Here is an 18,721-nt window from a genome sequence, read left to right as displayed (position 1 = left end):
CCTAGCGGGAGTGGCTGGGATGCACTAAATTAGTACGTATGAGCACCTCCATCGAACAGGCACGGCTTGCCAAGCCGAAAGCCAGGCAACTGGCTGGATCATGCGGCACCGTCATCGGTGTCGGCCTGATCCGCATCGGTGACTCCTACGCCATCAAGGTCAATCTGCGCGATCAGGTCCCCGAAACGGCCGGGCTTCCGAAAACGGTGGACGGCGTCAAGGTGGTTTATGACGTGATCGGGCCGATTTCCCTGCAGGCAGCCGGGAAACGCTGACCGATCCTGTGGACAAGCCACCGGCATTTCAGCTCGGTCATATCAGCCGCCCTGCTCCTGTCTTAGTGTATTTCTTATGAAACCATCACGCGATATCACCCGCCTCCTTGAGATCATGCAGGCCCTGCGCACGCCGGTGACCGGCTGTCCGTGGGATCTTGAGCAGGATTTCAAATCCATTGCCCCCTATACGCTCGAGGAAGCCTTTGAGGTGATCGATGCCATTGAGCGCGATGATATCGACGATCTGCGCGAAGAATTGGGCGATCTGCTCCTGCAGGTGGTGTTTCACGCGCGGATGGCGGAAGAGATGAAGGCATTCGATTTTGGCGACGTGGTCCAGGCGATCACGCACAAGATGATCCGCCGCCATCCGCATGTCTTTGGTGAAGAGGCCGCCCGTGGTGCTGGCATGGCCAAGGGCATGTGGGATAAGATCAAGGCCGAGGAAAAGGCGGAGCGGCGCGAGCGGCGTGCCGCGCTCAATCTGGGCGCCGTAGAGTCGAATGGCTTCCTTGACGACATTCCGCATGGTTTCCCTGCCCTGATGCGCGCACTCAAACTGCAGCAGAAAGCGGCCAAGGTCGGCTTTGACTGGTCGGAAGCCGCGCCCATTCTCGACAAGATCGAGGAGGAAATCGGCGAGCTTAAACAGGCCATCGCCAATGGTGACCAGGAAAATACGCAGGAAGAATATGGCGACCTGCTGTTTGCCATGGTCAATCTCGGCCGCCACCTGAAGCTTGAACCGGAAAGCGCCCTGCGCGGCACCAATGAAAAATTCCGGTCGCGCTTCCACTATATCGAGCGCAAGCTGAACGAGCAGAAACAGACGCTCGACGCAGCAACGCTGGATGAAATGGAAGCGCTCTGGCAGGAAGCCAAAACCGCGAAGTAACCCGTTTTAGCCGTTGTTGCGGCGCAGCAATTTCTCGTCGAGATTGGCGTGGGACGCCACAGTCATATCCATGGTGAGGGATACCGACCCGTCGTCCAGATCCTTGCGCTTTACATTGCTGGAATGTTGGTAAATCCAGTCCATCAGCCGCATCTGGTCCGGGCGCAGGGTGATTTTGACGTGCTTCAGCTTGCCGGCAATGCGGTTCTCGATTTCCTTGAGCAGGGCGTCGACGCCCTCGCCCGTGATCGCCGACACGGGAATCGGGTGTTCATCGCCCTTTGCCGCCGCGCTGAGACGCTGCGCCGACTCACGGCCGGCATCGTCAAGCCTGTCGATCTTGTTCCACACTTCGAGAATGCGCTTTGTATCGCCGCGCTCAATGCCGAGGCTGGTCATGATCGCATGGACGTCTTCGGACTGTGCCGCAGTATCCGGATCGGAGATATCGCGGATGTGCAGGATGAGGTCGGCCTCAACCACTTCTTCCAGCGTGGCCCGGAAAGCGGCAACAAGGTGCGTGGGCAGGTTGGAGATGAAACCCACCGTATCGGAAAGGATGATCGTCTCGCCATGCTCCAGCCGGATGCGCCGCAGCGTGGGATCGAGTGTGGCGAAGAGCATGTCTTCGGCCACGACCCCTGCTCCGGTCAGCCGGTTGAACAGCGTTGATTTGCCCGCATTGGTATAGCCGACGAGCGCGACGACCGGATGCGGTACCTTCTTGCGCTTGCTGCGGTGCAGGGTGCGGGTGCGCACCACCGTCTCCAGCTCACGCTTGATGCGCAGGATCTTTTCCTGCAGTGCACGCCTGTCGGCCTCGATCTGCGTTTCACCGGGACCGCCGAGGAAGCCGCCGCCGCCGCGCTGGCGCTCAAGGTGGGTCCAGCTGCGGACCAGGCGCCCCTTCTGATAGGTGAGGTGCGCAAGCTCGACCTGCAAGGCGCCCTCTTTCGTCTGGGCGCGCCGACCGAAAATCTCAAGGATGAGCCCGGTCCTGTCGAGAACCTTGGCGTTCCATGCCTTTTCGAGATTGCGCTGCTGCACCGGCGTCAGGGAATGATCGACGATCACCAGTTCCGCATGGGAAGCCTCGATGAGCTCATGAATCGTTTCAACCTTGCCCGTGCCCAGCAAGGTCGCCGGACGCGGCGCTGAAACCTGCACAATATCGGAATGGACAATGTCCAGATCAATGGCGCGGGCCAAACCTTCGGCCTCTTCCAGCCGCGCATCGTCGCTGCGCTGGAACTCCGGCTGATGTTTCATGCGTCCGTGATCGTCGGCCTTGCCGCCATCGGAGAAGCGTGACGGCAAAACCGGCACAATGACGATTGCGCGCGTGGCTTCTCTGGCGGTCTCACCATTATCGGTCGATCCGCCAGGGTTTTGCGCGTTACGCCTTGTTTCTTTGGTCAAATGTTATCTCAGTCGCTGTCTTCGGCCTCAGCTTCGAACATTTGCACAGGCTGGCTCGGCATGATGGTCGAGATGGCATGTTTGTAGACGAGCTGAGAATGGCCGTCGCGGCGCAACAGGACGCAGAAATTGTCGAACGAGGTGACAATACCGGTCAGTTTGACGCCATTGATGAGGAAAATTGTCAGAGAAATCTTCTGTTTTCTGACTGAATTCAGAAATAGGTCCTGAAGATTCTGCGATCGTTCAGCCATTGTTTTTGTCCTTTTATGCGATCAGCAAACGTGTCTCATACAAATTTCGGCAACGGGAGCAGAAAACCTGCTCCTGCAGGAGGTGAAAAATGGTTTCTGTTAGTCCCCTCATACTCCGGTTAACAGGATGGCGTTTTTTCCGCAATGTCAAAAAACGCTTCCCGTAACGAAAGTGCGATCGTTCCCGGGTGCCCATTTGCCACCGATTCGCCGTCAATCGCAACGATTGGCATCACAACAGTTGTGGCTGCCGTCATGAAAACTTCACGGGCGCGCTTGGCTTCCTCGACGGAAAAGCCGCGTTCCTCGATGGTCAAACCCAGTTTTTTGGCCACATCGAAGATGGTTGTCCGGGTAATACCGCGCAAAATGCCGGTTTCCGCCTGTCTGGTTACCAAAACGCCGTCCATGGTGACAATCCACGCATTTGTTGCCGCGCCTTCCCTAACGGTGCCATCCGGGTCGATAAACCAGGCCTCCTGAGCGCCCTGCTCCTTGGCCTGCTGGCGCGCCATAACATTTGGTAAAAGGCCGATAGATTTGATGTCCACCCGCTCCCAGCGGTTTTCCGGCACCGTGATGACCTTCACACCCTTCGCTGCCCGGGCAGCGAACATGACGGGATCCGTGCGCTTGGCGGTGATGACGATGGAAGGCGGTGTATCGGCGGACGGAAACACATGGTCACGCTTGGCGACACCGCGTGTCACCTGCAGATAGACCATGCCATTGAACACGCGGTTGCGCCGGACCACCTCGGCGATCACGCTCTGCAGCGCCTTGCGGTTCATCGGCCAGCCGATCCGCAGCTCCGAGAGCGAACGGTCGAGGCGGTTGAGATGGCGCGTCATGTCCATGATGTTGCCGCGGGCAACCTCACAGACTTCATAGACGCCATCGGCAAACTGGTAGCCGCGGTCCTCAATGTGAACACCGGCATTGGCATGGGGAATGTACTGGCCATTGACATAGGCGATACGGGACATGGGTAGAGCCTCCTATTCGAACTGGCCGAAGACCATGCGCATGGGCGTTGGCAGGTCCACCCGCTTGCCGGTATCTTCCAGCGCCCCCGTTTCGATATCGCGCTTGAACACGGCGATGCCCCCGCCCTTCTGATTGGCAACGAGCATGAACCTGCCCGTGGGATCGATGACAAAGTTGCGCGGGCCGAGACCCTGCGACGGTGTCCAGCCGATCAGCGTGAGGCTGCCGTCGGCGGCAATGGCATAGCTGACGATGCTGTTGTGGCCACGGTTGGAGCCATAGAGGAACCGGCCATCGGCGCTCACGGCGATCTCGGCGCAGGTATTGGTCGCAGTGAAATCCGCCGGGATGGATGGAAGCGTCTGGCCAAGTGTCAATCCGGCAGTTTCGGCATTGTAATGCAGAACTGAAACCGTGCTGTTCAATTCATTGATAACATAGGCAATCCTCCCATTCGGATGGAATGTCATATGGCGCGGTCCTGCACCATCGGGCAGTTGCGTGAATGGCGTTGCGGCCAGTTCCAGCTTCCCGCCCTTCGACGGCAGCTTATAGGCCATGATCCGGTCAAGGCCGAGATCGCAGACAAAAACCGTGCGATTGTCCGGGCTGACAACAGCGCAGTGACCGTGCTGCCGCTTGTCGGTCGGCAGGATGGCGTTCCTGCCGTCATGCGCAGCGGCGGCAAAAGCCGGTTCCAGTCCGCCGTCGGCGCGGATGGCGAAAGCGGCCACGGCATTGCCGGGGCGTTCGCCCAGCGCGGCAACGGTGTAATTGGAGGCAAAGATCGTCTCGCCCAACTGATCGAACCCGAGATGGCAGGTGGTGTTGCCAAGGGTCGGCTGCATGTTGATATAGGTCAAGGCCCCCATGGCCGGATCGATATCGAAGGCGACGGCCATGCCCTCGTTCCATTCGGGAATTTCCACGGCCGCGTAAAGGCGCCTGCGCTTTTCGTCGATGGCGATGTAACCGGGATTGTCGATGGCGAGATATTCGCTGACGAGCGTAAGATCACCGGTTTCGTCGTCGAACCGGAAGACGCTGATCCCCTTTCCTGCATTGGGCAGCGCATTGCGATTGAGGTTGCCGACAAAAGCATAGGTCTTTGGCATGGTTTGTCTCATGGGTTGGGGGCTGTGAGATGGAGGGTTTCTCCATCGGAAGGAATGATCAGCTTGTGAGAATCGATAGCCGCTGCCTGCGCATGGGCCTTCAGATCGTCGCGGGTGACCGTTGCATGGTCAAGGGCTTCCATATGGGTCGCGATGACTTTTGTCTTCAAGGGTGAAATGCGGCAGACCTCCGCAGTCTGCTCGGCATCCATGACGATGAGAACACCATCCCATTTGGCACCGCAGGAATGGGTGACGATAATATCGGGCTGCGTGGCTTCGATTGTCTCGCGCACTGGCGGATAGAGGATCGTATCGCCCGCCCAATAGATCGAAGGTTCGCCATCCGCCTCGATGGTAAAACCGATGACATTGCCCATCAGCTGCAGCACGGCTCCGGTACCGTGATTGCCGTCGCGGCGGGTCAGGCGGATATTTTTCCACGTCAGGTCCCCCGTCAGCGGCGTGACGTCGGTGAAACCGAAGGAGCGGATTTTCTCTTCATCGCCCGGCTGGCAGATCAGCGGCAGATGCCTGGGGACAAGCTCCTGGGCTACCGGATCGAAATGATCCGCATGCAGATGCGAGACGAGTGCAAGCTCTACACCATCAAGGATCTCCCCGGTTGAAACCGGCAGATCCGTCATGGGATTCAGCGAACGGCCGGTAAAGGACGGGCGGCTGTGCTTTGGGGCGAAAAACGGATCGATCAGGACGGTTGATCCCGCATAATCGAGTTTCAGCGTGGCATTGCGGAGAAGTTGCAGTTTCATATCGGTGCGTCTTTCGGCTGATCAGAAGAATTCGAGACTGACGCGGAACATCTGCTCGACCTGTTTGACCGCTTCGGCCGTGGCAAAGATGACCACACGGTCCTGCGGTTTGATGCGGACCGAGCCATCCGGGCGGATAACCTCGCCATTGCGGTAGATCGCGCCGATCCGCAGTCCATCAGGCAGGTCGAGGTCGCGCAGCGGGGCGCCCACGAGCGGCGAGGTTTCGAGCGCCTCCGCCTCGATAATTTCCGCCCGGCCCTTCTGGACACTGTGTACGGCCCGGATACGGCCACGCCGCACGTGTTGCAGCACGCGCGAAATGGTGACGCTGCGCGGGCTGATATGGGCATCGATACCCAGGGATTTGCTGAGGTCGAGATAGTCGGGATTGTTGATGAGGACGAGACTGGATTTGCAGCCGAGACGCTTGGCCATGACGCCGGCGAGCATGTTGACCTGGTCATCATTGGTCAGCGCGACCAGAAGGTCCGCATCCTGGATTTCCGCTTCATTCAAAAGCTTCTGGTCCAGCGCACTGCCATGCAGCACCAGGGACCGCCGCAGCCCGTCGGCGATGGCGTTGGCGCGGGTCAGGTTGGGTTCGATCAGCTTGACCTTGGTCTTGGGCTGCTTGGCCTCGATGGTCTGGGCGACGTAAAGACCGACATTGCCGCCGCCGGCAATGACGATACGCGTCGCCTCGGGTTCCTCGTGCCCGAACAGCGCCAATGTGCGGCGCACCTGTGACTTGGTTGTTGCGACATAGGCGACGTCACCGGCCACGAGATGATCGGCGGAACGCGGAATGAGCAACGTGTCATGGCGGATGATGGCCATCACGGTCGACGGCAGGTCGGGGAAGAGATTGCTCAATTGAATGAGCGGTGTGTTGATGACCGGACAGTCTTCCAGGCATTCGATCGCCATGACCACGATTGTCTCGTCGGCAAAGCGGACAACATCGCTCACACCGGGCAAGGCGATGCGGCGCAACACCATCTCCCCCACTTCAAGCTCGGGCGAGATGATGACGTCGATCGGCATGTGATCGCGGGAAAACAGGTCCTGGTAATGCGGCTGCAGATAGGCCTGTGCGCGGATACGGGCAATCTTGGTCGGCACGTTGAACAGCGCATGCGCGACTTCGCAGGCGACGATGTTCACCTCGTCATAAAGTGTTGCCGCAATGATCATATCAGCCTGCTCGGCGCCCGCAGCCGCCAGAACATCCGGGTGGGCGCCGTGACCGACAAAACCGCGCACGTCCAGTGTGTCGCGTATGACCTGAATGAGTTCGGCCGACGTGTCGATGACCGATATGTCGTTGTCTTCGGCGGCCAAGCGTTCGGCGATGCCATACCCAACCTGCCCTGCGCCGCAGATGATCACACGCATCAGCTGGCTTCGCCATCGGCGATCACCGCCATCGCGTCCACCTCGATGAGAACATCGGGATGGAACAGGGCCGCCACGCCCATGAGACTGCTGGCCGGCGGGCATTCGGTGTTGACCCAGCGGTCGCGAACGCCGCGTATTTGCGCCAGCATCGCCTGGTCAAAATCCCGGATGTAATAGGTCAGCCGGACGATGCTGGAAAAATCCGTGCCTGCTGCCCTGAGCGTTGCCGCAATATTGGCAAATACCAGATCAAGCTGCGCCGCCACGTCTTTGCCGGCAATCTTGCCTTCCGAATCGAAAGGCACATGACCTGACAGGACAAGCAGCTTGCCGCCCTCGATCAACATGGCCTGAGACAGACCCGGAATGGATGGACCGGGTGGATTGACAGGGCGAAACATTCCTCACTCCCATGATGAAGGGCCGATGCCGCAGGACAAAGACCGCCGACTTTCCCGTAAAAACGGGAGAGTCGCAACCGAATACTGCCGGCTACCGGCGTATTCCTCCGGCGTTCCGGAGATTGCGCGAAACGGTTAGACGCCGAGCGATTTCAGCTTCCGGTGCAGGGCCGAACGTTCCATGCCGACAAACTCGGCTGTGCGGGAAATATTGCCGCCAAACCGGTTGATCTGCGCGATGAGATATTCCTTCTCAAAGCGCTCGCGCGCCTCGCGCAGCGGCAAGGCCATGATGTGCTGGTCGGATTCGGTTGGAGCCTTCGGCAGCGTATCGCCGATTTCCGCCGGCAGCAGATCGGCGGTGATGACCGCTTCCGGATCATCGCCGCGCGCCAGGATGATCAGGCGTTCGATATTGTTGCGCAGCTGGCGGATATTGCCCGGCCAGGAATGGGATTGCAGCACGGCCATGGCATCCGGGCCGATCTTGCGCGGCTTGATACCCGCCTGCTCGGCAATCTGCGTCATGAAGAATTCCACAAGCGCAGGAATGTCGTCGCGCCGGTCGGCCAAAGGCGGAACAATCACGGGAACCACCGCCAGCCGGTGGAACAGGTCTTCGCGGAACCGGCCTTCGGCGATCATCGCTTCGAGGTTCTGTGCGGTCGAGGAGATAATCCGCACATCCACCTTGATCCGCTTGGTGCCGCCTACCCGTTCAAACTGCTGGTCAACGAGCACGCGCAGGATCTTGTTCTGCGTTTCGCGCGGCATGTCGGCAATCTCATTCAGGTAGAGAATACCGCCATGAGCTTCCTCCAGCGCCCCCACCTTGCGCTCGCCGCCGTCGGATTCGGTGCCGAAAAGTTCTACTTCCATGCGTTCCGGCGTGATGGTCGCGGCGTTCAGGTTGACGAATGGCCCCTTGGAACGGGCCGACAGGGCATGGATCGCCCGCGCCGTGAGTTCCTTGCCCGCGCCGGACGGGCCGGTGATCATGATGCGGCTGTTGGTCGGCGCGACACGTTCGATGGTCTGGCGCAGGTGGTTCATCGACAGCGATGTGCCGAGCAGTTCGGAGCTTTCCGTCGAGCGCTTGCGCAGGTCGGAAACCTCGCGCCTCAGCTTGGATGTTTCAAGCGCCCGTTCGGCGATAAGGATCAGACGGTCCGCCTTGAACGGCTTTTCGATGAAATCATAGGCGCCGCGGCGGATGGCCGAAACGGCGGTTTCGATGTTGCCGTGACCGGAAATCATGACCACGGGGATATCGGGATGGCGACTCTTGATCTCATCCAGAAGGGCAAGACCGTCGAGCCGGCTGCCCTGCATCCAGATATCCAGAAAGATCAGGCGGGGAATGCGATCGTCGATCGCCGCCAATGCGCTGTCGGCATCGGAGGCAACACGGGTCTCGTGTCCCTCGTCGCTCAATATTCCTGCAACAAGCTCGCGGATGTCGACTTCATCGTCGACGACAAGAATGTCAGATGCCATTTGAATTCACCTGTTTCGCCGATGGATCGGAATTGTCGGCTGTCTGTGTATTGGTATGGGTCGTGGGAAAAACCATGCGGATCATTGCACCCCGCCCGCCGTGAAAATCCGCAGGGGCATCGTGCAGTTCAATTTGACCGTCATGTTCTTCAACGATCTTTTTGACAATTGCGAGGCCAAGGCCTGTGCCTTTCTCGCGCGTCGTCATGTAGGGTTCAAGCAAACGCTGCCGGTGTTCACGCGGCAAGCCTTTGCCATTGTCGGAGATTTCGACAATCAGAGCATCTCCCTTTTGCCTTGACTGGATGCGGATATGTCCATCACCCAATCCATCTTTTACAACGGATTCAATTGCTTCTGCAGCATTCTTGATAACGTTTCCGAACGCTTGCCCGATGAGGCGGCCGTCAAACTGCCCGATGAGCGGCACCGTGCCGAAATCCCGCTCGAAGCGGATATCGCTGCGGCTGACTTCGACAAGGAACGAGGCTTCACGCAACGCCTCGCGCAAATCCATCGCCTTGATTTCCGGTTTCGGCATGCGCGCGAAGGATGAAAACTCATCGACCATGCGCCCGATGTCGCCCACCTGCCGGATGATGGTTTCCGTGCACTGGTCGAACACTTCACGATCTTCGGTGATCACCTTGCCATAGCGCCGGCGGATGCGTTCTGCCGACAGCTGAATGGGCGTCAGCGGATTTTTGATTTCATGGGCGATGCGCCGCGCGACATCGGCCCAGGCGGATGAACGCTGGGCTTCCACCAGATCGGTGATGTCGTCGACGGTGACGACATAGGAGTGATCGATGGATTCCGCGTCTTCAACGGTAATCTGGACGTTGAAGGTCCGGGCGCTGCCGCGGCGCGACATGGCCACCTGTTCGCGATAAACCGAGCGGCCCGTGGCATGGGCAACCTCGAACACCAGACCGATTTCGGGGACAAGCGCCGTCAGGTTCTTGCCGACAGCCGTGACAGGATCGAGGTCGAACATCGCCTCGGCGGAGCGGTTGATGATGCCGATAGCCCCGTCCGCATCCACGCTGATCACACCTGCCGTCACGCCGGAGAGCACGGCCTCGGAAAAACGGCGGCGTTCATCGATCTGGTCCTTGGCGGCAACAAGGTCACGGCGCTGCGTTCCCAGCTGACGCACCATGGTGTTGAAGGTCTGGGACAGCGACCCGACATCGCCGTCGGAACGGCGCACCGGCACCGCAACATCCAGATTGCCGGTTGCAACATCATCCGCGGCGCCGATCAGCAGCCGGATGGGGCGGACCAGCCGGTCGGCGACCGCGATGCCGGTCCAGATGGCTGACAAAAGCAGGGTCAGGGTCAGGCCAAAGTAGAGCAAGGCGAACAGAATCTGCGTGTTCACACCATTTGCAACGAGTTTGCCCGCATCGAGATTGTTGCCCTCGATGGCGCGCATGGAGTTGAGAATATCGCCGTCCACCGGGCGGACGGTGTAGAGGAACATGTCCGGTATCTGCTGAAGTTTCACGACGGCGCTGAGCAGATTGGTGCGTTCCGGCGGAATGAGCACCGGCTTGCCATCCTGGGCCGTGTTGAGAATGGATTTTGCGACCGGCGGAATGGTGAAACCGGTGCGTATGTCGGCGCGAACGGAGATCTCGCCATTGGAGCGGACGATGAACGCGCCAATCAGGCCGCGGCCAAGCGCCTGCTGGGTCAGGAAACGTGTAAAACTGGTGCGGTCCAGATTGTACAGCGAGCGCTGCGCATCGACATCGCCAACCATTTCGAGTGTCGTGCCCTGCAGATTGCGGGCACTTTCCTGAATGTAGGAATTGGCAAGGCTGATCGACGAGTTGACGATCGTCGTGGTCCGCATTTCAAACCAGCGATCAAGCCCGAGATCAAGCGTGACCGATGCGACGATGGCCACCAGCATGGCGGGCACCGCCGCAACAAGCGAAAACAGCACGACGAGGCGCACATGCAGGCGGGAGGCGGCCTTCCCGCGGTTCCTAGCCTGGCTGATGCGGTAGACTTCGCGGCCGATCAGCACAATCAGGGCGAGAATCAGCAGCGCATTGAGACCGGTCAGGATGAATGTAAGATTGCTCTCGGGCTGAACCGGGGTCATCCCCGTGAGGATGAAAAACGTGATGCCGGTCGTCAAAAGCGCCAGAACAACCGTGACAACGCCGATACGGGAGTAAAAGCGCTGCGTGTTGCCGCCAGTGGCAGCCGTGAGCGAGTTTCCCAACTGATTGACCGAATTTGATAACAGCATTGCTTATGTCATCCCAACCAAGTTGCACTCATGCAACACATTGTGGCGGAAATGCAACGCCCTGTCGTCGAAACTTGTGCAGAAGTGGTCAAGGCATTGAACGACTGGCAAGCCATGCGTGGCTGTTGGCAGATCACAGATTTCCTTGAAGAAGCGGTTTTGGCGGTGCCCTACCCTTCCGACCACGTTCCAATCAGCATGTTGAGAAAGCGCTCGGCAGCCGGTGACAATGTTCCTCCCCGCCGCCGTACAACACCGATGGTTCGCGAAATTTCCGGATTGCGGATCGGCCGGGTGACAAGAAACGGATGCTCTTCCTGCGGCGTTGCCAGCTTGGGCAGCACGGAAATGCCTAGTCCGGCCTCGACGAGGCCCAGCGACGTCGACAGATGCGTCACCTCGTAGAACCAGCGCAGTTTCAGGTTGGATTTTGCCAATGCCGCGTCGAGCAGGGTCCGGTTGCCGCTGGAGCGGTGCACGGTGATCAGTGGATAGGGCGTCAGGTCTTCCCATCCGAGTTCGCTTTTGCTGGCAAGCGGGTGATCCTTGCGCGCCGCAAGCACGAACGGATCCTCGATCAGCCGGTCGAAAATCAGATCGGGATCGGCGGCGCCCATGATGTTGATGCCGAATTCCACCTCGCCGCGGGCAACGGCCAAAAGCCCGTCGGTGGCGGGAAGATCCAGAATACGGAAGCGGATGTGCGGGTATTCGGCGTTGAACTGCTTAATCACCGTCGGCAGGAAATAGAAGGCGGCGGTGGGCAGGCAGGCAATGGTCACAAGCCCGCTGCGCTGGGCGCCGATATCCCGCACGGCAAAGAGCGAGCCGTCAAATTCCTCCAGCATGCGCTGAACGAGCGGGATGAGTTCACTTCCCACCGCCGTGGCCGAGACATGGCGCGTGGTCCGCTCCAGAAGTGGCGCGCCAATGGTTGCCTCCAGCTTCTGGATGCGGCGGCTCAACGCCGGTTGCGAAAGATTCAAGGCTTCCGCTGCCCGGTGAAAGCTCTCCAGCTCCACCACCGAGAGAAAGGCCCGCAGATCCAGTATCTCACAATTAATGCTCATAGCGCATCAATCCTCATAAACTTTGCATTTCACATATCAATCATCTTACCGCAAAGTGCAAGAAACCAACAGATTGTTCTGTTGAACGCATGAATAATAAAGAGCACCGCGCCATGAATGACCTCCTTCGCATACCTTGCGTCCTCATGAGAGGCGGTACATCCAAGGGGCCGTTTTTTCTGGCATCGGACCTTCCCGCCGATCCGCAGCAGCGCGACCAGATCCTGCTGTCGGTGATGGGGTCCGGTCATCCCCTGCAGATCGACGGTATCGGCGGCGGCAACCCCGTGACCAGCAAAGTCGCCATCGTTGGCCCGTCAACGGTCACGGGTGCCGATGTCGACTATCTCTTTGCCCAGGTACGGATCGATCAGCAGATGGTCGACACATCCCCCAATTGCGGCAACATGCTTGCCGCCGTTGGCCCGTTTGCCATCGAAGCCGGTCTGGTCAGGACGACGGGAGCGGTAACGCGGGTGCGGATACACAATGTCAACACCGGCAAGCTGATTGAGGCGGAGGTCCCGACACCGGACGGCCGCGTGGCCTATCTCGGCGATGCATCGATTGACGGGGTGCCGGGGCACGCCGCGCCGATTGCCCTGACATTCATGGACGCCGCCGGTGCACGGACCGGCAAGCTGTTTCCAACAGGCCAGGCACGCGAGATCATCGACGGCATCGATGTCACCTGCATCGATTGCGCCATGCCGATGATGATACTCGAGGCTGCGTCCATCGGGGCAACCGGTTACGAGAGCGCTGCCGAACTCAACGCCGACCGTGCCCTCCTCGATCGGTTGGAAAAGCTGCGGCTGCAGGCGGGCCAGCGCATGGGCATGGGCGATGTGCGGACGCAGGTCACGCCCAAACCCGTCCTCATCTCAAAACCGAAAGCCGGCGGTGATCTGAATGTGCGTTATTTCATGCCGCATCAGTGCCATCCGTCCCTCGCCACGACGGGCGCCGTCGGCATTGCCACGGCCTGCATCAGCGATGCCACGGTCGCATCGCGCCTGATCGCAGGGCGCAGGCTTCCGGTCAATCTTGTTCTCGAACATCCAAGCGGCCGTCTGGAAGTCAAGCTGGAATCCCGCAATGGCACAACGGTCGCCGGCATATTGCGGACCGCCCGGCGTCTGTTTGAGGGGCAAGTCTTTGCCAAACCTGTAGCGCAAATGGTTTGCGCAGCATAATTGAACGCGGTTGCCGGGAGGGCATCGCACATCTGGGAGGAAATACCATGCATAAACTCATGCTCGCTCTGGCGGCGACGGTGGCATTTGCAGGATCGGCGTTGGCCGAACCTGTCCGCATCAGCGTCGGCTCGTACAATCTCAACAATCTGCCGTTTCCGGTCGCCTCGGGCCTCGGCCTTTATGAAAAGGAAGGGCTTGATGTCACTGTCGAGAATTTTGCCTCGGGTGGTTCAAAGACGCTGCAGGCGCTTGTCGCCGGTTCGACCGATATAGCCGTCGGCTTCTACGATCACACGATCCAGATGCAGGCGCAAAAGAAAGACGTCGTTGGTATCGTGCTGCTGGCGCGCAATTCGGGACTGGTGCTTGCCGGCGGCAAGAACACCACATTCGATCCGGCAAAGCCCGAAACGATCAAGGGCGCCAAGATCGGCATTACCGCGCCCGGCTCCTCGTCGGACTTCTTTGTCCGCTACTATCTGCAGCGCCACAAGCTTTCGGCGGATGATGTCTCGCTGATCGGTGTCGGTTCCGGCTCGGCAGCCGTCGCCGCCCTCGAACAGGGGAAGGTTGATCTCCTGGTGAATTACGATCCGGCAGCGACCTTCATTGAAGCCAAAGGCGTCGGCAAGATCCTGATCGACGCGCGCAGCGACGATGGCGCCAAAGAGATCTACGGCGGCATCTATCCGACCTCGGTTCTCTATGCCACGCAGTCCTACATCGACAAGAATCCGCAGACGATCCAGAAGGTCGTCAATGCAACGGTCAAGGCTCTGGAATGGATGAACAAAAGCGCTCCGGAAGAAATCGTCCAAAAACTTCCCGAAGCCTTCATTTCCGGTGACAAGGAAACCTACATAAAGGCCGTGGCAAACGCCAAGCCCATCTTCTCCATCGACGGCCGCTTCAACGAGGCCGAAGTCGAAACGCCGCTCGCAGTCCTGAAAAGCTTTAATGACAAGGTAGCGGCAACGGAGATCGACCTGAAGAAGACCTACACCAATAATTTCGTCGACAAAGCGCCGCACGAAGGCACGAACTGAGGGAGAGGACCATGGCCTTGGCAATGGTAAAACCGGTTGCGGCGGCAACCGTTGAACAACCGCGAAAAGCGATGGTGTCCATCGATTCCGTGACAATGTCATTCGGTACGTTCGTTGCGGTGGAAAACGTTGACCTGACAGTGGCCGATGGCGAGTTTCTTGCCATTGTCGGCCCCACCGGATGCGGTAAAAGCACGATACTGAACGCCATTGCCGGACTGCTCAAGCCGTCCGGCGGGCGCGTCTCGATTGACGGCAATCCGGTATCGGGCATCCAGAACGATATTGGCTACCTGTTCCAGCAGGATGCCCTGCTGCCCTGGAAAACCGCCATCGAGAATGTCGAGCTTGGGCTGCTGTTCAAGGGCGTTGCGACGGCGGAACGGCGCGAGCGGTCGATGATGTGGTTGGCCAAAGTGGGCCTGAAGGGCTTTGAGCAGCGATATCCGCACCAGTTATCCGGCGGCCAGCGCAAGCGGGTGCAGATGGCGCAGGCGCTGATCACCGGCCCGAAAGTCATTCTGATGGACGAGCCGTTCTCGGCGCTCGATATCCACACCCGGCATCTGATGCAGAACGAGCTTCTGCGTCTGTGGCAGGAGGAGCGCCGCGCCGTGGTGATGATCACCCATGACCTGGAGGAAGCGATAGCGCTCGGCGACCGGGTGGCGGTGCTTGCCGCCGGGCCGCGCAGCCGGGTTATCGACAGCTTCGATGTGGACCTTGCAAGACCGCGCGACGTCGCTGAAATCAAACTGGATCCGCGTTTCATGGATCTGTACCGCAATATCTGGGCGTCGCTGCGCGGCGAAGTGGAGAAGAGCTATGAACGTCGCGACTGAACGACTGATCCAACTGGGCCTGCTTGTGGCCATCCTCGGCGGCTGGCAGCTTGGCGTGTCGACCGGCGTCATCGACGTGTTCTTCTTTCCGGCGCCCGTCGACATTTTCAACCAGATCGTCAACTGGGTCATCGATCCCAATTTTTATCGCCACGTCACGATCACGCTGACGGAAACCGTGCTCGGCTATGTCATCGGCACGGGACTGGGCGTTGCCGCCGGCGTCTGGCTCGGTCTCAGCCGCAGTGCCGCGCGCATTCTCGACCCGTTCATCAAGGGCCTCAATGCCATTCCGCGCGTGGTGCTTGCGCCGATCTTCGTGCTGTGGCTCGGGCTCGGCCTGTGGTCGAAGGTGGCGCTTGCCGTCACACTCGTGTTCTTCATCACGTTCTTCAACGCCATGCAGGGCGTGCGCGAAGTCAATCCGGTGGTTCTGGCCAATGCCCGTATTCTCGGTGCAAAGCGTTCGGAACTCCTGCGCCATGTCTACTTCCCTGCTGCCGCCAGCTGGATTCTGTCCTCCCTGCGCACTTCGGTCGGCTTCGCCGTTGTTGGCGCCATCATCGGTGAATATCTTGGTGCGTCGGCAGGCCTCGGCTATCTGATCGCGCAGGCGGAAGGCAATTTCGATGCCGTCGGCGTTTTTGCCGGCATCATCATCCTCGCCGTCTTTGTTCTCGTCATCGACCGCGTGCTCGACGTGGTGGAGAACCGGCTGATCAAATGGCGGCCGAACGCGGCGGAAGAGAAGACGGCCTGACCCGCTCAGGCTGTTTGGTGACCGCCTTCCACGCGGTCTGCCGCGGTGCTTTCCGTGACATCCCGGGAGGCATCGCGGTCTTGAACCGTGACGCGCAGAATTTTCCCGGCTTCATCGAACAGAATGACTTCCTCGCCGGAACGCCGTGACACTTCACCCGTCCCGTTATGCGTTGCGACAAGACGCCAAACCGACTTCGCTGAACGGGGCGACAGTTGCTCGATCAGATCGTCTTCGGCAACCTGGTCGGGATAGACGGCAAAATAGGCCTTGAATGCCTCCAGGATAGCCTGCCGCCCGGCAATCTCGCCAATACCGCTCGATGCATAGACGGCATCGGTGGCGAAAAGGCCGGCAATTGCCTCGAAGTCTAGGGCATTGATGGCAGAATGGTAGAGGCGGGTTGTTTCGACGGGATTGAACGGCACGAGGGTCTTACTCCGGTTTGGGCCTGTGGACAGTGCACTATCCCCGGCATTTGTTCCAGAACGCCTGTGCCTATAAATCGTTGGTGTTTGACAGTTGCCGCCGCTTCAAGGACATAATTGTTCGCGCATTGTTTCGGCGCAGCGGTCTTTCAGCGACGGGGTGAAAACAAGTGCAGACAGCTCACGCGGATATCCGTCAAAAGCATATGGCGGTGCGGACCCATGCATTGGACTTCTGGATGGCGCGCGCCGCCGTCCTCGTCGTCGCCGGATTGCAGTTCCTGCTGGTGAATGATTTTTCGTGGGGACCGCGCTGGCTCGCGCCGGTTATCGAGCTTCTGCTGCTGGCGCCGCTTTCCATGGCAACCGCATGGGTGCAGACGCGCGCAAGGCAGGCAACAACGGAGGAGCATTTTCATCTGGTCGGGCGTTCGCGGCGTCTGATCCGCCGCGCCGCACTTGGCCTGACAATCCTGATCACGTTCATGAATTTCGTTGCGCTGTATTTTCTTGTAAGAGCCTTGCTCGGCGGTCACGCCGGGTCGGCGCAGACACTGCTGATCGATGCGGTCAATATATGGGTAACGAATGTCATCGCCTTTACCCTTTGGTACTGGAGCATTGACCGTGGCGGACCGGCCAGCCGCGGTCTGACATCAAAGACCTATGGCGATTTCCAGTTCCCGCAAATGGTCATTCAGGATGAACGGCTCAAGGATTGGTCACCGGGCTTCATCGATTACCTCTTTCTGTCATTCACCAATGCGACGGCTTTCTCGCCGACCGACACGATGCCCCTGTCGCCACGGGCAAAACTGCTGATGATGGCGGAAGCCTCGCTTTCCCTGCTGACCATCGCCCTTGTCGCGGCGCGCGCCGTCAATATCCTGGCGTAACGGCGAAACCGGAAACCTTGATGGACGAGAAGCGCATTCACCGGATTTTCGAGATCAGCATCCTGTTGAAAGGCGCCCATGCGCTCATCGAGTGTATCGGCGGTCTGATCCTGGTTGTTGTCAACACGGCCTCCATCCGGGCGATGGTGAACACGTTCACACAGACGAGACTCCTGGACGATCCCGATGATTATATCGCGACGCACCTTGCACGGCTTGCCGGCGACTTCTCCGTCAGCAGCCAGCATTTCTATGCTTTTTATCTGCTGAGCCACGGGCTCATCAAAGCCCTGCTGGTCGTCGCGTTGCTGCGCAACAAGCTTTGGGCCTATCCGCTTTCCCTCGTGGTTCTTGGACTGTTCATCGCCTACCAGCTGTACCGGTATTCCTACACGCAGAGCGCAGCCCTCATCGTGCTGACGGTTTTCGACCTGTTTGTCATGCTGCTCATCTGGCACGAATACCGGCTGGTTCAAAAGCACGCTTCGCGATAGGTTGCGCCGATGCCGCTAAAAATTCCTCTCATCGCCGGATCGATCCTTTGCCTTCTCATCTTTCCGCTCGCATTGCTTTTTGCGGGCATGTCGGTGATGGCGTCGGATGGCGGAATCACGGCTGAGGCGCGGATGATTTTCTATGTGATGTGCGGCTGGCCGGTCAGCGCCCTTGCCGGACCGATTGGCGCAGCATTGACCCACCGCCGCCTCGGCGCGTGGGCCCTTTTGTGGTTCGTTCCGTGCCTGGCCTATGCGGCGGTTATCCTCGGGCTCACCCTATTCGCCCGCTGACGTCACAGGGTGGTCAAAGCTCCAAGAAGGACTCGAACCCGCCATAGATCATACGCTTGCCATCAAACGGCATCTCCCATTTATCATTCGCAAGCCGGGGGTCCTCCATAGCCTTCCTGTTGGTTTCGTCCCGCTGCTGTCGCGACGCATGAACAATCCACGAAAAGACGACGATTTCATCGTCCTTTGCCTGCACGGCACGCGGAAACGACGTCAGCTCGCCGTAGGGAACGTCATCGCCAAGGCATTCCACATAGGCCAGTGCGCCATGTTCCTTCCAGACATCACCCGCAGCGCGCGCCATCGCCTTATAGGCATCGATCTTGTCCTTCGGCACGGCCAGTACAAATCCATCGACATAAGACATTGTCATCTCCTCATTCGTTTCAACTGTTCTAGGACGATT

General features: G+C 59.1%; 21 protein-coding genes. 9 read left to right on the top strand and 12 right to left on the bottom strand.

Annotated features, from left to right (window positions below; genetic code table 11):
- The first annotated feature begins 38 nt into the window (after positions 1 to 38).
- Both ACTJJ7_RS00975 and mazG read left to right on the top strand, forming a co-directional pair.
- Positions 39 to 275 (top strand): hypothetical protein, encoded by a 237-nt coding sequence (locus ACTJJ7_RS00975; protein WP_105732803.1) that lies wholly within the window; start codon positions 39 to 41, stop codon positions 273 to 275.
- 76 nt (positions 276 to 351) lie between these two features.
- Positions 352 to 1,173, top strand: a complete 822-nt coding sequence (mazG, locus tag ACTJJ7_RS00970; RefSeq protein ID WP_440964851.1) for a nucleoside triphosphate pyrophosphohydrolase — start codon at positions 352 to 354, stop codon at positions 1,171 to 1,173.
- 6 nt (positions 1,174 to 1,179) lie between these two features.
- On the opposite strand, the gene hflX is transcribed toward mazG, so the two are convergent.
- From hflX to ACTJJ7_RS00920, 10 genes are all read right to left on the bottom strand, one after another.
- Positions 1,180 to 2,592 carry a GTPase HflX gene (hflX, locus tag ACTJJ7_RS00965; protein ID WP_105732805.1) on the bottom strand — a complete coding sequence of 471 codons (1,413 nt, stop codon included), beginning with the start codon at positions 2,590 to 2,592 and terminating at the stop codon, positions 1,180 to 1,182.
- An 8-nt stretch (positions 2,593 to 2,600) separates the two neighbouring features.
- Positions 2,601 to 2,846: an RNA chaperone Hfq gene (gene hfq, locus ACTJJ7_RS00960; RefSeq protein ID WP_091885912.1), complete on the bottom strand. Its 246-nt coding sequence runs from the start codon at positions 2,844 to 2,846 to the stop codon at positions 2,601 to 2,603.
- Between the two features lie 119 nt (positions 2,847 to 2,965).
- Positions 2,966 to 3,832: a D-amino-acid transaminase gene (locus tag ACTJJ7_RS00955; RefSeq protein WP_105732807.1), complete on the bottom strand. Its 867-nt coding sequence runs from the start codon at positions 3,830 to 3,832 to the stop codon at positions 2,966 to 2,968.
- Between the two features lie 12 nt (positions 3,833 to 3,844).
- Complete coding sequence (locus ACTJJ7_RS00950; RefSeq protein ID WP_440964849.1) at positions 3,845 to 4,948, bottom strand: lactonase family protein; 1,104 nt, start codon at positions 4,946 to 4,948, stop codon at positions 3,845 to 3,847.
- Between the two features lie 8 nt (positions 4,949 to 4,956).
- The gene (locus tag ACTJJ7_RS00945; RefSeq protein WP_440964847.1) at positions 4,957 to 5,721 is read right to left on the bottom strand and encodes an MBL fold metallo-hydrolase; all 765 of its coding nucleotides are present in this window, start codon (positions 5,719 to 5,721) and stop codon (positions 4,957 to 4,959) included.
- A gap of 21 nt (positions 5,722 to 5,742) precedes the next feature.
- The gene (gene trkA, locus ACTJJ7_RS00940) at positions 5,743 to 7,119 is read right to left on the bottom strand and encodes a Trk system potassium transporter TrkA (RefSeq protein WP_105732810.1); all 1,377 of its coding nucleotides are present in this window, start codon (positions 7,117 to 7,119) and stop codon (positions 5,743 to 5,745) included.
- The gene (locus ACTJJ7_RS00935; RefSeq protein WP_440964846.1) at positions 7,119 to 7,523 is read right to left on the bottom strand and encodes a RidA family protein; all 405 of its coding nucleotides are present in this window, start codon (positions 7,521 to 7,523) and stop codon (positions 7,119 to 7,121) included. Before ACTJJ7_RS00935 ends, trkA begins: the two co-directional genes overlap by 1 nt.
- Positions 7,524 to 7,658: 135 nt before the next feature.
- On the bottom strand, positions 7,659 to 9,020 hold the full coding sequence (gene ntrX / locus ACTJJ7_RS00930) for a nitrogen assimilation response regulator NtrX (protein WP_105732812.1): 1,362 nt from the start codon (positions 9,018 to 9,020) through the stop codon (positions 7,659 to 7,661).
- A complete protein-coding gene (locus tag ACTJJ7_RS00925) occupies positions 9,010 to 11,286 on the bottom strand; it encodes a sensor histidine kinase NtrY-like (RefSeq protein ID WP_105732813.1) in 2,277 nt (758 codons plus the stop codon). Before ACTJJ7_RS00925 ends, ntrX begins: the two co-directional genes overlap by 11 nt.
- A 170-nt stretch (positions 11,287 to 11,456) precedes the next feature.
- On the bottom strand, positions 11,457 to 12,356 hold the full coding sequence (locus tag ACTJJ7_RS00920; protein WP_105732814.1) for a LysR family transcriptional regulator: 900 nt from the start codon (positions 12,354 to 12,356) through the stop codon (positions 11,457 to 11,459).
- A gap of 113 nt (positions 12,357 to 12,469) precedes the next feature.
- On the opposite strand from ACTJJ7_RS00920, the gene ACTJJ7_RS00915 reads away from it, so the two are divergent.
- Genes ACTJJ7_RS00915 through ACTJJ7_RS00900 form a run of 4 tightly spaced genes read left to right on the top strand, consistent with a single transcriptional unit; the run spans position 12,470 to position 16,203 of the window.
- Positions 12,470 to 13,552, top strand: a complete 1,083-nt coding sequence (locus tag ACTJJ7_RS00915; protein ID WP_440964843.1) for a 4-oxalomesaconate tautomerase — start codon at positions 12,470 to 12,472, stop codon at positions 13,550 to 13,552.
- A gap of 47 nt (positions 13,553 to 13,599) precedes the next feature.
- Positions 13,600 to 14,601, top strand: a complete 1,002-nt coding sequence (locus ACTJJ7_RS00910) for an ABC transporter substrate-binding protein (RefSeq protein ID WP_130269335.1) — start codon at positions 13,600 to 13,602, stop codon at positions 14,599 to 14,601.
- 11 nt (positions 14,602 to 14,612) lie between these two features.
- A complete protein-coding gene (locus tag ACTJJ7_RS00905) occupies positions 14,613 to 15,443 on the top strand; it encodes an ABC transporter ATP-binding protein (protein WP_105732817.1) in 831 nt (276 codons plus the stop codon).
- Positions 15,427 to 16,203 (top strand): ABC transporter permease, encoded by a 777-nt coding sequence (locus ACTJJ7_RS00900; protein ID WP_105732818.1) that lies wholly within the window; start codon positions 15,427 to 15,429, stop codon positions 16,201 to 16,203. The genes ACTJJ7_RS00905 and ACTJJ7_RS00900 overlap by 17 nt, the downstream gene beginning before the upstream one ends.
- Positions 16,204 to 16,208: 5 nt before the next feature.
- Here the strand turns inward: ACTJJ7_RS00900 and ACTJJ7_RS00895 are convergent, their stop codons facing one another.
- Positions 16,209 to 16,631: a nuclear transport factor 2 family protein gene (locus ACTJJ7_RS00895; RefSeq protein ID WP_440964840.1), complete on the bottom strand. Its 423-nt coding sequence runs from the start codon at positions 16,629 to 16,631 to the stop codon at positions 16,209 to 16,211.
- A 191-nt stretch (positions 16,632 to 16,822) separates the two neighbouring features.
- Between ACTJJ7_RS00895 and ACTJJ7_RS00890 the strand changes: the two genes are divergently transcribed.
- The 3 genes from ACTJJ7_RS00890 to ACTJJ7_RS00880 are packed head-to-tail and all read left to right on the top strand — an operon-like array spanning position 16,823 to position 18,315.
- Entirely contained in the window at positions 16,823 to 17,527 is a 705-nt protein-coding gene (locus ACTJJ7_RS00890) for a hypothetical protein (RefSeq protein WP_440965102.1), read from the top strand.
- 20 nt (positions 17,528 to 17,547) lie between these two features.
- Positions 17,548 to 18,021, top strand: coding sequence for a DUF2127 domain-containing protein (locus tag ACTJJ7_RS00885; protein WP_440964838.1), 474 nt, complete (start codon positions 17,548 to 17,550; stop codon positions 18,019 to 18,021).
- Between the two features lie 9 nt (positions 18,022 to 18,030).
- Positions 18,031 to 18,315 carry a hypothetical protein gene (locus tag ACTJJ7_RS00880; protein WP_105732822.1) on the top strand — a complete coding sequence of 95 codons (285 nt, stop codon included), beginning with the start codon at positions 18,031 to 18,033 and terminating at the stop codon, positions 18,313 to 18,315.
- A gap of 13 nt (positions 18,316 to 18,328) precedes the next feature.
- Here ACTJJ7_RS00880 and ACTJJ7_RS00875 read toward each other — a convergent pair whose 3' ends face one another.
- Positions 18,329 to 18,682 (bottom strand): DUF1428 domain-containing protein, encoded by a 354-nt coding sequence (locus ACTJJ7_RS00875; protein WP_440964836.1) that lies wholly within the window; start codon positions 18,680 to 18,682, stop codon positions 18,329 to 18,331.
- Positions 18,683 to 18,721 lie beyond the last annotated feature (39 nt).

The sequence above is a fragment of the Phyllobacterium sp. 22229 genome, from assembly GCF_052056495.1.
In the GTDB taxonomy this organism is placed as follows: domain Bacteria; phylum Pseudomonadota; class Alphaproteobacteria; order Rhizobiales; family Rhizobiaceae; genus Phyllobacterium; species Phyllobacterium myrsinacearum.
Note: the sequence above shows the minus strand (reverse complement) of the source record. Positions and strands in the feature narration are given on the sequence as shown.